This window comes from Streptacidiphilus melanogenes, from assembly GCF_000787835.1.
Lineage (GTDB): Bacteria > Actinomycetota > Actinomycetes > Streptomycetales > Streptomycetaceae > Streptacidiphilus > Streptacidiphilus melanogenes.
In genome coordinates this window covers 252,754-266,226 of record NZ_BBPP01000002.1, presented here as the reverse complement: position 1 = coordinate 266,226, position 13,473 = coordinate 252,754, and the positions used below count along the sequence as shown (strand labels likewise).

General features: G+C 70.5%; 14 protein-coding genes. 9 read left to right on the top strand and 5 right to left on the bottom strand.

Annotated features, from left to right (window positions below):
- The first annotated feature begins 43 nt into the window (after positions 1–43).
- A complete protein-coding gene (locus TR49_RS03085) occupies positions 44–460 on the top strand; it encodes a hypothetical protein (protein WP_042376786.1) in 417 nt (138 codons plus the stop codon).
- A gap of 82 nt (positions 461–542) precedes the next feature.
- On the top strand, positions 543–755 hold the full coding sequence (locus TR49_RS03080; protein WP_236653198.1) for a hypothetical protein: 213 nt from the start codon (positions 543–545) through the stop codon (positions 753–755).
- 24 nt (positions 756–779) lie between these two features.
- On the opposite strand, the gene mscL is transcribed toward TR49_RS03080, so the two are convergent.
- The 4 genes from mscL to TR49_RS03060 all read right to left on the bottom strand — a co-directional run bounded on the left by mscL (position 780) and on the right by TR49_RS03060 (position 4,535).
- Positions 780–1,211 carry a large conductance mechanosensitive channel protein MscL gene (gene mscL, locus TR49_RS03075; protein WP_084724498.1) on the bottom strand — a complete coding sequence of 144 codons (432 nt, stop codon included), beginning with the start codon at positions 1,209–1,211 and terminating at the stop codon, positions 780–782.
- 511 nt (positions 1,212–1,722) lie between these two features.
- Positions 1,723–2,598, bottom strand: coding sequence for an S-methyl-5'-thioadenosine phosphorylase (locus tag TR49_RS03070; RefSeq protein ID WP_042376784.1), 876 nt, complete (start codon positions 2,596–2,598; stop codon positions 1,723–1,725).
- 28 nt (positions 2,599–2,626) lie between these two features.
- The gene (locus TR49_RS03065; RefSeq protein ID WP_042376783.1) at positions 2,627–2,941 is read right to left on the bottom strand and encodes an FmdB family zinc ribbon protein; all 315 of its coding nucleotides are present in this window, start codon (positions 2,939–2,941) and stop codon (positions 2,627–2,629) included.
- A gap of 94 nt (positions 2,942–3,035) precedes the next feature.
- Positions 3,036–4,535 (bottom strand): potassium/proton antiporter, encoded by a 1,500-nt coding sequence (locus TR49_RS03060; protein WP_084724497.1) that lies wholly within the window; start codon positions 4,533–4,535, stop codon positions 3,036–3,038.
- A gap of 269 nt (positions 4,536–4,804) precedes the next feature.
- Between TR49_RS03060 and TR49_RS03055 the strand changes: the two genes are divergently transcribed.
- Positions 4,805–7,648, top strand: a complete 2,844-nt coding sequence (locus TR49_RS03055; RefSeq protein ID WP_042376781.1) for a penicillin acylase family protein — start codon at positions 4,805–4,807, stop codon at positions 7,646–7,648.
- Positions 7,649–7,815: 167 nt separating this feature from the next.
- Here the strand turns inward: TR49_RS03055 and TR49_RS03050 are convergent, their stop codons facing one another.
- Positions 7,816–8,400: a 5-formyltetrahydrofolate cyclo-ligase gene (locus tag TR49_RS03050; protein WP_042376780.1), complete on the bottom strand. Its 585-nt coding sequence runs from the start codon at positions 8,398–8,400 to the stop codon at positions 7,816–7,818.
- 54 nt (positions 8,401–8,454) lie between these two features.
- Between TR49_RS03050 and TR49_RS03045 the strand changes: the two genes are divergently transcribed.
- The 6 genes from TR49_RS03045 (at position 8,455) to TR49_RS03020 (ending at position 13,457) form a co-directional block, all read left to right on the top strand.
- Positions 8,455–9,153: a GGDEF domain-containing protein gene (locus TR49_RS03045; protein ID WP_052433937.1), complete on the top strand. Its 699-nt coding sequence runs from the start codon at positions 8,455–8,457 to the stop codon at positions 9,151–9,153.
- Positions 9,150–10,103: a UTP--glucose-1-phosphate uridylyltransferase gene (locus TR49_RS03040; protein WP_042376779.1), complete on the top strand. Its 954-nt coding sequence runs from the start codon at positions 9,150–9,152 to the stop codon at positions 10,101–10,103. The genes TR49_RS03045 and TR49_RS03040 overlap by 4 nt, the downstream gene beginning before the upstream one ends.
- A gap of 127 nt (positions 10,104–10,230) precedes the next feature.
- Positions 10,231–11,619 (top strand): molybdotransferase-like divisome protein Glp, encoded by a 1,389-nt coding sequence (gene glp / locus TR49_RS03035; protein WP_084724496.1) that lies wholly within the window; start codon positions 10,231–10,233, stop codon positions 11,617–11,619.
- A gap of 205 nt (positions 11,620–11,824) precedes the next feature.
- Entirely contained in the window at positions 11,825–12,313 is a 489-nt protein-coding gene (gene moaC, locus TR49_RS03030; protein ID WP_236653212.1) for a cyclic pyranopterin monophosphate synthase MoaC, read from the top strand.
- Positions 12,313–12,828 (top strand): MogA/MoaB family molybdenum cofactor biosynthesis protein, encoded by a 516-nt coding sequence (locus TR49_RS03025; RefSeq protein ID WP_084724530.1) that lies wholly within the window; start codon positions 12,313–12,315, stop codon positions 12,826–12,828. The genes moaC and TR49_RS03025 overlap by 1 nt, the downstream gene beginning before the upstream one ends.
- 14 nt (positions 12,829–12,842) lie before the next feature.
- A complete protein-coding gene (locus TR49_RS03020; protein ID WP_042376777.1) occupies positions 12,843–13,457 on the top strand; it encodes a GNAT family N-acetyltransferase in 615 nt (204 codons plus the stop codon).
- Positions 13,458–13,473: the final 16 nt, after the last annotated feature.

Sequence of the window (13,473 nt, the reverse complement as noted above, 5' to 3'; positions counted from 1 at the left end):
TCGGCCGTGTGGCCTGCCCCAATGCGGCGAGGAGCTGACCCCCATGGCACATTCCGCAGACCGTCCCGAGCGGTTCGCGAGCGATCCGCACTCCGGTGTTCTCCCCGGGACCGCGGCCTCCTGGAGCGCCCCGGGCAGCGCCCAGCCGCGGTTGAACCGCCCCGTCACCGACCGGTATCCGCAGATCCGGTCGACCAGCGGCTACGGAGACTCCCGGATCCGGCACAGCGGACCCGGCCCTGACGCCGGGACCGACCACAACCCCGAACGCTCGGCGATGCTCACCGGCCGGCTCGTCGTGGTGCTCAGTGTCGTCGCGGGCCAACTCTGGGCGCTCGGCGTCGGCGTGGACGAGTGGATGGAGGGGCACACCTCGACCGCCTGGTGGTGCACCGGCTTCGAGGGCCTGTCCTTCCTTGTCGCCCTGGCCGTCTGGCGCTTCGGCCCGAGCGACCACTGACCCGGCGGACGGCCCGGCCGGGCGTGCGAGCCCGAGTGACCGCTGACTCGGGCCGCCCCTCGCCTGCGCCTACTCTGGACATGTGAGTGGTGGCGAGCAGCAGAACATGAAGCCGGGCCTTGAGAGCGATGCGAAGCGCTCTGAGAGGGCCAAGCGCCGGATCGTCTTCGACGACCCGATGAGCGGCCGCAGCCGGGACGACTCGGATGCCGGCTGGGGCGGCGAGCGCGGCGAGGGCTCGCGTGACAGGGACTGGTACCTGCGCGAGGCCCCGCCGCACCACGGGGAAAAGTGACGGGGCGGTGCTGTCGGGTTGGTCTCAGCCGTTCTGGGCGACGAGCAGGTCGCGGATCTCGCTGAGGATGGCCACCTCGGTGACCTCGGGCGACTTGGACTCCTGGGCCGGGACCTCCTTCTTGGCCATGTAGCGCTTCATGAACGCGTTCATGGGCAGAACGAGGCAGAAGTAGACGACGGCGGCGGTGATCACGAAGCTGAGCGCGGCGCCGAGGACCGAGCCCCACTGGATCAGGATGCCGTCGACCTTGCCGGTGGCCTTGTCGACCAGGCAGGTTCCCTTGAGACACGTCGTGTACGCGTTGAGGTCCTGCGTACCGAAGGCGCCGACGATGGGATTGATGACCCCGTCGACGATGGAATTGATGATCTTCGTGAATGCGGCGCCGATGACGACGGCCACAGCGAGGTCCACGACGTTGCCGCGGAGCAGGAATGCCTTGAAGCCCTTCATGGGCATCGGAAGTTACGGCAGTTCTCCGGACACCTGGGCACGGGAGCGATTCACCCGTGCGGCGCTGTGGCGGCTTCCGTGCCCGGTTCCACCTGAGGAAACGTTCCGGACGGCTGATGGGGGCGCGCGCTTGCGGTCGCCCCCTTTTCACTCGAATCGGGGAACTGTCGCATGGATCCCACGGCGAGTGTGGTGGCCGCGACGAGCAGTCCGGCGGCGATGGGGCCGGGGCGCCGCCGTACCGGCGTGGGCAGCCGATGCCGCCCACGGCCGGCCAGGATCGGCGGGAAGGACGCGATGCAGTAGGTGGGCGGAATGGAGAGGGACATGCTGACCTCCGTGGTGGGGAACCCCTCCGGGAAGGGATCCGCTGTGCACACCACGGTGCCGCTGACCGGTGACCGGGCCAAGTGAGGCCCTCACAGGCTGTGGATAACCAGCCCCTGTGGAAAACTTCTCCACGCCCGAGTGAAGCCGCCCGAAGGGCCTTCCGCAGTCGCTTGCCGACGTCCTACGCTGCTGCGCAGGAGTCCCGTTCCACCCCAAGACCGGTGGTCACCCCGTCCAGCGCGTGAACGCAGATGCACTCGCGTTCCTCCGTCGCCGGCAGGGCCGCCACCGTGGCCGCCAGCACACCGCGCAGTCGGTCGATGTTGCGGCCGAACTCGGCCAGGACCTCTGCGTGCGTCACGCCCTGGCCCGTCTCCACACCCGCGTCAAGGTCCGTCACCAGCGCGAGCGAGGTGTAACAGAGCGCCAGCTCGCGGGCGAGGACGGCCTCCGGGTGACCGGTCATCCCGACCACGGACCAGCCCTGGGAGCTGTACCAGCGCGACTCGGCCCGGGTGGAGAACCGGGGGCCCTCGATCACCACCATCGTGCCGCCGTCGACAGGCGCCCAGCCCGAGGATCGGGCGCCGACGAGGGCCGCCGACCGGCCGCGCGGGCAGTAGGGATCGGCGGCGGAGACGTGGACGACCTCGGGAGTGACCCCGTCGGCGCGGGTCCGGCCGTCGTAGAAGGTCTGGACCCGGCCGTAGGTCCGGTCCACCAACTGGTCGGGGACCAGCAGGGTGCCAGGGCCGTACTGGGGCCGCAGGCCGCCCGTCGCGCAAGGGCCGAGGACCTGCCGGACGCCGAGCGAGCGCAGCGCCCACAGGTTCGCCCGGTAGTTGATGCCGTGCGGGGGAATCCGGTGAGCCCGTCCGTGCCGGGGGAGAAACGCCACACGGCGCCCCGCGAACTCACCCACGAGAAGCGAGTCGCTCGGTGCCCCGTAAGGGGTGTCGACGACGACTTCGTCGAGGTCGTCCACGAGGGCATAGAGCCCCGTGCCGCCGATGATGCCGATCTCGGCCGTTGCCGCGACTGCTGACTGGTCTGTCATGCGCGGCAGCGTAGCCGGGGGAGCATGCTCAGGCGGCGGAACCCGACGAGCCGGACGAGGAGGACGTCGACGAGGAGGAGCTCGACGAGCCGGACGAGCTCGGCGTGGACGACGTCGAGGGCGTGCTCGACGAGGTGGAGTTCGACGAGATGCTGCTGCTCGACGACGAGCGGCTGTCGGTCCGGTAGAAGCCGGAGCCCTTGAAGACCACGCCCACCGCGGAGAAGATCTTGCGCAGCTTGCCGCCGCACTCGGGGCACTCGGTCAGTGCGGCGTCCGTGAACTTCTGGACGGCCTCGAGGCCGTTGCCGCACGCGGTGCACTGGTACTGGTACGTCGGCACTTGTTTCCTCCTGGCACTCTAAGGCTGTGAGTGCTAACGATCCTCAATGATGCTGTATTCCTGGTCGATAAGTCCACTGATCCGGGTGTGAGGCTCAGTACTCTCCGCGGGTGCCGCTGAGCCAGCCAGCCAGCTTGCCGCCCCGGTCGACGGCCCGAAGCCGCCGCTCCGCCCGGTCCCGGACCTGGTCGGTGGTGACCACGAGCAGATCGTCACCGTGTCTGAGCGAGGTCGTGGGGCCGGGGACGAAGCTCGCCCCTTCGCGCACCACCAGTGTCACCGCCGCGCCCTTCGGCAGGCGCAGCTCGCTGACCTCGACGCCCGCAAGACGGGACTCCGGGCCGATCGAGACCGAGAGCAGGTGACCGTGCAGCCGATCCAGCGGAGCCGACTCGACCGCCAGGTCGTCGGCGTGGGCGGCATCCGAGATCCGCAGCACCTTCGCCACAAGGGGCAGGGTCGGGCCCTGGATCAGCGTGAACACCACCACGAGCAGGAACACGGTGTTGAACAGCTGCCCGGCGCCCGGCACCGCGTGCACGACCGGAATGGTCGCCAGCACGATCGGGACCGCCCCTCGCAGACCGGCCCAGCTCAGCAGGGCCTGCTCGCGCCAGGCCACCCGGAACGGGGTCAGCGTCAACAGCACCGAGAGGGGTCGGGCCACCAGGACCAGCACCAGGCCGACCACCAGGGCCGGGACCACAGCGTCCGCCATCGTCCGCGGATTCACCAGCAGCCCCAGCATGACGAACATGCTGATCTGCGCGATCCAGGCCAGTCCCTCGGCGAAGCCACGGGTCGCCGGTCCGTGCGGCAGGCGGGCGTTGCCCAGCACCAGGGCGCACACGTACACGGCGAGAAAGCCGGAGCCGTGCCCCAGGGCCCCGCCTGCATAGGCCAGCAATGTAAGGGCGACCACGGCGATCGGGTAGAGACCCGACGACGGCAGCGCCACGTGGCGCAGGGCGAGGGCGCCCAAGCGGCCCACTGCCAGGCCGACCGCCGAGCCGATGGCCAGCTCCAGCAGCACGGTGCCGACCAGGATCCACCAGGAGTCGATCGGTCCGGCCGTCGCGAAGGCCACGGCCAGGATGACCACCGGCGCGTCGTTGAAACCGGACTCCGCCTCGAGCAGGCCGCTCAACCGGGCCGGCAGGGGTACGCGCCGCAGCACCGAGAAGACGGCCGCGGCGTCCGTGGAGGAGACCACGGCGCCCATCAGCAACGAGATACGCCAGTCGCTGTCGGTCAGCAGGCGCGCCCCGACGGCGACCACCCCGACGCTGATCGCCGTGCCGACGGTGGCGAGCACGGCCGCGGCGGGGACGGCCGGTCTGATGTCGTGCCAGCGGGTGCCGAGGCCGCCCTCGGCCAGGATCACCACGAGGGCCGCATAGCCGAGCACCTGCGCCAGTTGGGCGTTGTTGAAGGTGATGCCCGCGACGCCGTCCTGTCCGAGCAGGACGCCGATTCCCAGATAGATGAGCAGACTGGGGAGCCCGCTGCGGGAGGAGAGCCGGACCGCCGCCACGGCCACCAGCAATACCAGCGAGAACAGCAGGAGGAGCAGGTCGAGCCGGTGGACGGACACGCAGGGGCACCTCGCGCTGGAGAATCGTTGCTTCCGCTTGATTGGAGCAAGATTTTACCGTTCTGCCTCTTGGAACTCCTGGCTCGTCCAAGGGCTGGGCAGTCGCGGTGTACGAAGTGAGCCCGTGGCCGAGGCGCGCTGAGGCGGCGTACCACACGCCCCTCCCAGCGCCCGCGCACCACCGGTTCCGCTTCGGGTGTTAGCGTCAGCACCGCCGCCTTGCCCGGCGGCCCGTCGCGGTACAGTCACTGCCCCTCACAAGGACCCTGATGCCCCGCTCCAAGAAAGTCCGCCGTCTGCGCCTGCTGGTGGTGCTGGTCGTGCTGCTGCTGGTGGCCGGTGTAGCAGTCGGCGGCTGGTACGGCGTGCAGCAGGTGCACGCCTCCTACCCGCAGACCACCGGCAGCATCCACCTTCAGGGCCTGTCCGGCCCGGTCGACGTCGTCCGGGACGACAAGGGCATCCCTCAGGTCTACGCGTCCACCCCCGAGGACCTGTACATGGCCCAGGGCTATGTGCAGGCACAGGACCGGTTCTGGCAGATGGACGTGAACCGGCACATCACCTCGGGCACCCTCGCCTCGATGTTCGGCTCCGGGCAGGTGCAGACCGACGCGTTCATCCGCACCATGGACTGGCAGGGGGTGGCGCAGAAGGAGTGGAACACCCAGCTCTCGGACACCACCAAGAAGTACCTGCAGGCCTACACGAACGGCGTCAACGCCTGGCTCGGACAGCACCCCGGTGGTGCGGGCGCCTCGCTCGAGTACGCCCTGCTGGGAACGGTCTACGGGGGCTACAAGCCGGCCCCCTGGACGCCGGTGGACTCGATCTCCTGGCTCAAGGCGATGGCCTGGGACCTCAGCGGGAACATGCAGCAGGAGATCGACCGCTCGCTGCTGGCCGGGACGTTCACCTCGCAGCAGATCAGTGACCTCTACCCGCCGTACCCCACGGCGAACGGCACGATCATCGCGAAGACCGGCGAGGTCAAGAACGACGCGTACGTCCCCGCTGACGGCGCGAAGACGCCCACCGGCAGCTCGGGCGCGACGGGCGCTTCGGGCACGTCGACCTCGAACGGTGCGACCAGCAGCGGATCCGGGACCGTGCCGGCTGCCTACAGGACCGCGCAGGGCAAGCCCGCCGTCCAGGGCGCGCAGCAGGCAGCGCTGGCGCTCGCCGACAACCTGTCCGTGCTGCCGACCATGCTCGGCCGCCCCGGGGCCGCGGGCATCGGCTCCAACTCCTGGGTCGTCGACGGCAACCACACCACCACCGGCAAGCCGCTGCTGGCGAACGATCCGCACCTGGCGCCCGGGATTCCGTCCATCTGGTACCAGATGGGTCTGCACTGCACCACGGTCAGCGCGTCGTGCCCCTTCGACGTCACCGGCTTCACCTTCCCGGGTATGCCCGGCGTGATCATCGGTCACAACCAGAACGTCGCCTGGGGGTTCACGAACCTCGGTGCGGACGTCCAGGACCTCTACCTGGAGCAGGTCAACAGCGACGGCACCTACCTGCTCGACGGGAAGAACGTCCCGTTCGTCACCCGCCAGGAGACCATCAAGGTGGCGGGCGGCTCGGATCAGACGATCACCGTGCGCACCGCCGACGGCATGCCGATCATCTCCGACCACGACACGCAGGAGCAGAGCGTCGGCGTCAGCGCGCCGGTCGACGGCTCGGCCCCGCCTCGCGGGGGCGGTTACGCCATCGCGCTCAAGTGGACGGCCCTGATTCCCAACAAGACCATGGACGCCGTCTTCGCCCTGGACAAGGCGGGCGACTTCTCCCAGTTCCGCTCCGCAGCCCAGGACTTCGCGGTCCCCGCGCAGAACCTGATCTACGCGGACACCCGGGGCAACATCGGCTACCAGATGCCCGGCGACATCCCGATCCGTCCGAGCGTCGACGGTGCGGCCTCCGACGGCACCTACCCGCAGCCCGGTTGGGACTCCCGCTACCAGTGGGAGAAGGACGCCACGGGGCAGACCAGGTTCGTGTCCTTCAGCGCGTTGCCCTGGGAGGAGAACCCGAGCTCCGGCTACATCGTTACGGCCAATCAGGCTGCCGTGGACTCCTCGTACAAGTACCTGATCACCAAGGACTGGGACTACGGCACGCGTGCCGCGCAGATCACCACGTTGATCAAGGGCAAGCTGGCCGGCGGCGGCAAGATCTCGCCGGAGGACATGGCCTCCATTCAGCTGGACGACACCAGCGTCTTCGCCAAGACCCTCGTGCCGTACCTGCTCAAGATCCCGATCACGGAGCCCTACTACAAGCAGGCGCAGGATCTGCTGCGCGGCTGGAACGACCAGCAGGACTCCGGCTCGGCCGCCGCGGCCTACTACAACGCGGTCTGGTCGAACCTGCTGCACCTGGCCTTCGACCAGAAGTTCCCCGCCGAGGTGCGCAGCACCACCGACTGCATCATGGTCGTCCCGGCCGACAAGGCCGGCATCCCGCAGGACGACGTCAACGGCAAGGCCCAGCGCGTGCGCACCTGCGGTCTGCGCGACGACATCACGGCGCAGCCCGACGGCAGCGACCAGTGGACGACCGTCGTCGGCAAGCTGTTGACCGATCCCACCAACGAGTGGTGGAACTGGACCGACGGCAACGGCAAGCAGTACCAGGGCAGGGACACCCTGCTCAAGGAAGCCATGATCGACGCCCGCAAGCAGCTGACCTCGCTCATGGGCAAGGACATCAGCGGCTGGAGCTGGGGCCGGATCCACACGCTCCAGCTCAAGGAGCGCACCCTCGGCACGGACGACTCCTCGATCGCCTCGGGGCTGGTGCACTGGCTGCTGAACCGTGGTCCCTACCAGCTCAACGGCGGTAGCGCTGCCGTTGACGCGGCCAGCTGGGACGCTGCCAACGGCTTCACGGTGGACGAGGCGCCGTCGATGCGGATGGTCGTCGACCTGTCCGACTTCGACTCCTCGCACTGGATCAACATCGGCGGAGCCTCCGGGCACGCGTTCAGCCCGAACTACGACGACCAGATGCAGCTCTGGGTCAACGGCCAGCTGCTGACCTGGTCGTACAGCCGCCAGGCGATCGACGCGACGGCGAAGGACAAGCTCACGCTGACGCCATAGGCCCAGCAGGGGTGAGCACCGCCCAGGGGCGTGGGGAACCAGCAGGTTCCCCACGCCCCTGGCGTTTCAGGGAACACGGCGCGTTGCTTCGGGAGCGCCTGGTGCCGATGCGTCGGCTGCGGCGCGCCGTGGCGAGGTGCTGCTCCGTCGGGTTCCGGCGGGCATCGTCAGCGGAATCGGAGCGTCTGCCGCGGTGTGACCACGGCGTCCACCGGCCGGTCGTGCGGCTCCGCCGGGAGGCCCGGGACGAGCTCGCTGTCGAAGAGCAGGGTGACCAGTCGCGCGGGCGAGCCGGATGCCGCTAGCCGGGACAGGACCCGGTCGTAACTGCCGCCGCCGCGCCCCAGGCGCACACCGGTGGCCGGATCGACCGCCAGGCCCGGAAGCAGCACGACGTCCACCTCGCTGACCGCGTCCGGGCCGAGGTGCGGCCCGGACGGCTCCAGAAGGCCGAGGCGGGCCGGGGTCAGCCGTCCGAAGCCCTCGTACTCGGCCCAGTCCAGGTCGTTGTCCGGCAGGAGGACCGGCAGCAGGACCCGGACCCCGCCCGTGCGCAGGGCGTCCAGCAGGGGGCGGGTTCCAGGCTCGGAGCCCATCGAGACATAGCAGGCGACCGTCCGGGCGCCCGCGGCCGAGACCAGTGCACGTGCGGCGTCGGCCAGCGCGGCCGCAGCCACTTCCCGCTGCCCGGGTGACATCGCGGCCCGTTCGGCGAGCAGCCGTGTCCTGATCGCCTTCTTCTCGTTGAACATCGGATGGGACGGCCTTCCGTCTCGTTACCGGCCAGCACTGTGCGGAGGGACGACATGCCGCCCGTCCTCGCGGACATCCTTGCTGCTCTCTGCCTCCCGGCGCTGCTCGCTGTCGCGGTGTTGGCGCGTGGGAGGGCACGGGCACGGGCGCGGGGGACGGCTCAGGCCGCGGAGCTGGCGCAACTCCGTGCCGGGCGGAAGGAGCTCGAGCGGACCTCCTGCACGGACGCGTTGACCGGCGTGTGGAACTACCGGTACCTCCAGCTGGCCCTGGACCGGGAGGTCGCGCGCTGCAAGCGGCGTCCGGCGGAGCGGGTGCTCGCCGTGCTGCTGCTGGAGATCGACGGCTTCGTCGAGATCCGTCGCGAACACGGCTACCAGCGGGCCGGGGCGGTGCTGCGCGACCTCGCGCAGCGGCTGGCCATGGAGGTCCGCGAGGAGGACGTCTTCGGCCGTTACGGCGGGGAGGAGTTCCTGGTCCTGTTGCCGGACACCGGCGAGGCAGGTGCTCGCACGGTGGCGGACCGCCTGGCGTGGACGGTCCGTCGGCACCCGCTCGCCCTGCCCTCCGTCCCGGTGCTCGCGGATGAGGGCGGTGCGCTCCCAGGCAACGGCCTCTCCGCACGTGTCGGGATCGGCTTGCTGCCGCAGGACGGTTCGCATGCCGCTCTTCTGTTGAGGGCCGCCGACAAGTCTCTGACAGCGGAGAGACAGCCGGCCGACACGCAGGGGAAGCTAGAGTCATCGGTATGACGAAAGCTCGTGCGCGCCAGATCTCCAAGGCGGTCATCCCGGCTGCCGGACTCGGCACCCGCTTCCTGCCCGCCACCAAAGCGACCCCGAAGGAGATGCTTCCGGTCGTCGACAAACCGGCGATCCAGTACGTGGTGGAGGAGGCGGCGTCGGCCGGGCTGACCGACGTGCTGATGATCACCGGTCGGAACAAGCGGCCGCTCGAGGACCACTTCGACCGTGCCTACGAGCTGGAGGAGCAGCTCTCCCGCAAGGGGGACCAGCACAAGCTCGACCGCGTCCGCGAGTCGAGCGAGCTGGCCACCATGCACTACGTCCGCCAGGGTGACCCGAAGGGCCTCGGCCACGCCGTCCTCTGTGCGGAGCCGCACGTCGCGGACCAGCCCTTCGCGGTGCTGCTCGGCGACGACCTCATCGACCCGCGTGACCCGCTGCTCTCAAAGATGATCGAGGTCCAGAGCGAGCTCGGCGGCAGCGTCGTCGCTCTCATCGAGGTCGACCCGGCTCTGGCCCACCTCTACGGCTGCGCCTCGATCCGCCCCGCCGAGTACCACGGCACCCACGGGGTCGACGAGGACATCGTCCGGATCACGGACCTCGTCGAGAAGCCCGCCCCCGGCGAGGCCCCGAGCAACTACGCCGTCATCGGCCGGTACGTGCTCGACCCCAGCGTCTTCGACGTGCTGCACGAGACCCCGCCGGGCAAGAACGGCGAGATCCAGCTGACCGACGCGCTGCGGGTGCTCGCCCAGCGCACCCCGGGGCGCGGCGGTCCCGTCCATGGCGTGATCTTCCGGGGTCGTCGCTACGACACCGGCGACAAGGGCGACTACCTGCGTGCGATCGTTCGCCTCGCCTGCGAGCGTGAGGACCTGGGTCCGGAGTTCCGCGCCTGGCTCAAGGAGTTCGTCGGCACCGGCGAGCTGGACGGCGGGGCCCAGAAGATCTGACCGAAAGCGTCACCGGAACAACGGCCGGGGCGGTCACCGGCATCACGCCGGCTGACGGCCCCGGTCGGAGCCCCGGGACCCGGCGCCTGAGCGGCGACCGCACCGCACGACCATGGGGGAAGGCACCATGACCGACCTGCAGGAGCAGCACGGGCACGACCACGGCCACCGGCGTGAGCACGGCCACGAGCACGGTCACGGCGCCGGTCTCGCGGACCCGTGTGCCGCGGAGCCAGCCGCCGAGCGTCAGTGGACCGTCGAGGAGCACCTCGCGCAGGTGCTCGCCGCCGTCTCCCCGCTGCCGCCGCTGGAGCTCCAGCTGCTGGAGGCCCAGGGTTGCCTGACCGTCGAGGAGATCGTCTCGGCGGTCGCCCTGCCGCCGTTCGACAACAGCTCGATGGACGGATACGCGGTCCGGGTGGCCGACCTCGCCGGCGCCACGAAGGACTACCCGTCCGTGCTCACCGTCGTCGGTGACGTCGCCGCGGGCGCCGCCTCGCTGCCGGTCATCGGCCCCGGCCAGTGCGCGCGGATCATGACCGGTGCGCCGCTGCCGCCCGGAGCGGAGGCCGTCGTTCCGGTCGAGTGGACCGACGCCGGAACCGGCTCCGGCGAGGTGGCCACCACGATGGACCCGCAGGGTGCGGCCCCGGTCGCCACCGGTGGCGAGGTGCGGATCTTCCAGCCGGTCGAGCTCGGCGGCTTCGTGCGCCGTCACGGCGAGGACATCACGGCCGGCCAGGCGCTGCTGCCCGCCGGGACCTGTCTCGGGCCGACACAGATCGGGCTGCTCGCCGCGACCGGGCACGACCGGGTCCGGGTCCGGCCGCGACCGCGCGTCGTCGTGCTGTCCACCGGCAGCGAGCTGGTCCAGCCGGGCACGCCGATCGGGCCGGGCCAGATCCCGGACTCCAACAGCTTCGCCCTCACCGCTGCCGCGCGGGACGCCGGTGCCCTCGCCTTCCGTGTCGGCGGCGTGCCGGACGACGCCGACCGGTTGCGGGAGATCGTCGACGACCAGCTGATCCGGGCCGACCTCATCGTGACCAGCGGTGGGGTCAGCGTCGGAGCGTACGACGTGGTCAAGGAGGCGTTCGGCGAGCAGATCTCGTTCCGCAAGCTGCGGATGCAGCCGGGCAAGCCGCAGGGCTTCGGGGTGCTGGAGGGCTCGGACGGCGGTGTGCCGCTGCTCGCGCTCCCCGGCAATCCGGTCAGCGCCTACATCTCGTTCGAGCTCTTCGTCCGCCCCGCGATCCGGGCGATGCTCGGCCTGACCGAGATCCACCGCCGGGAGGTGACCGCCCGCCTGACCGAGGGCGTCGCCTCCTCGCCGGCCGGTCGCCGCCAGTTCCTGCGCGCCGCCTACGACGCCGAGACCGGCACGGTGACGCCGGTGGGCGGATCGGGCTCGCATCTTCTCGGCGCGCTGGCCCAGGCCGACGCCCTGCTGGTGGTCGACGAGGAGACCACCTCGCTCGACGCGGACGCCGAGGTGCGCGTGATCCTGCTCGACTGAGGTCGCGGCCGCTCGGTCGACGGTTCGGCGGCCGGTCCACAGGTGCGGGCATCCGCTCCCGCCGCCGATGGGACGCTTCGGCCGGGCAGCGATACTCTGGCGCCGCACCCCCGCCGTCACGATCGCAGGAGCGCCAGTGCACAGCACCAGCCCCGTTCCGTCCGGGTCCGGGTTGACTCACGTCGACGCCTCGGGCGCGGCACGCATGGTCGACGTCTCGGAGAAGGCGACGACGGCTCGGACGGCTCGCGCCACCGGACGCGTGCTGGTCTCGCCGCGCGTCGTCGAACTGCTCCGCGGGGAGGGCGTGCCGAAGGGGGACGCGCTGTCGGTGGCCCGGATCGCCGGGATCATGGGAGCCAAGCGCACGCCTGATCTGATCCCGCTGTGCCACCCCATCGCCGTCTCCGGCGTGACGGTGGATCTCGTGGTCGCCGACGACGCCGTGGAGATCACCGCGACCGTCCGCACCGCGGACCGCACCGGCGTCGAGATGGAGGCGCTCACCGCGGTGGCGGTCGCCGGCCTCACCGTGATCGACATGGTCAAGGCGGTCGACAAGGGCGCCAGGATCGACGCCGTGCAGGTCGAGGAGAAGACCGGCGGCAAGAGCGGCGACTGGCGTCGTGCCGACCTCGGCGACACCTCCGCCGTCGCCGAGCCCGCCCGGCCGGAGCCGGGAGCGCAGGCATGATGCGCGCGTTCGTGCTCACTGTGTCGAACCGGGCCCACGCCGGGGTCTACGAGGACCGCGGCGGGCCGATCCTGGCGTCCGGGCTCGCGGAGCTCGGCTGCATGGTCGTCGGCCCGGTCGTGGTGCCGGACGGGGACCCGGTGCTCGTGGCGCTGCGGAAGGCCGTGGCGGACGGCTATGACGTCGTCGTCACCACCGGCGGCACGGGTCTGACGCCGCTGGACCTTACACCGGAGATGACGCAGCAGGTGATCACCCGGCCCGTGCCGGGGATCGCGGAGGCGATCCGCGCCTACGGGCGCGACCACGGCGTTCCGACGGCGGCGCTCTCGCGGGGCCTCTCAGGGCTGGCGGGCAGGACCTTGGTCATCAACCTGCCGGGCTCGCCCGGCGGGGTCAGGGACGGTCTTGCCGTTCTGGGGCCGCTGCTGGCCCACGCCGTCGACCAGGTCGGCGGTGGCGACCACGCGCCCGGGGCGTCGGAGGGCGCCGACGGGAGAGGGGGCCGGCACTGAACGCCTTCTGGCCGGTGGAGTTGCGGGAGGGGCCGGTCGGGCTGCGCCCGATCAAGGTGCGCGACCAGCGGGCCTGGCAGGACGTCAGCCGCCGTAACCGGGACTGGCTGCGCCGCTGGGAGGCCACCGTGCCGCCACCGCCGCCCGGCCATCCGCAGAGCCCGCGCCCGACCTACCGTCAGATGGTGCGCTTCCTGCGGTCGGAGGCGAATGCAGGGCGGATGCTGCCGTTCGTCGTGACCTACGAGGGGGAGCTCGTCGGGCAGCTCACGGTGGGCGGAATCACCTGGGGATCGATGTGCTCGGCGAATATCGGTTACTGGGTCGACCAGGGGCACGCCGGGCGCGGAATCATCCCGGCAGCCGTCGCACTCGCCACCGACTACTGCTTCCGCACGATGGGACTGCACCGGATCGAGATCTGCATCCGTCCGGAGAATCTGCCGAGCCGTCGCGTGGTCGAGAAACTCCGCTTCCGGGAGGAGGGACTCCGCCCGCGCTATCTGCACATCGACGGAGGCTGGCGGGACCACCTCGTCTACGCGTTGACCGCGGACGAGGTACCGGAGGGAATGCTCGCGCGCTGGCGCGGCAACAGTGGATTCCAGAGCCATCATCACCATAAATAGGTCGATATGAAGAAGA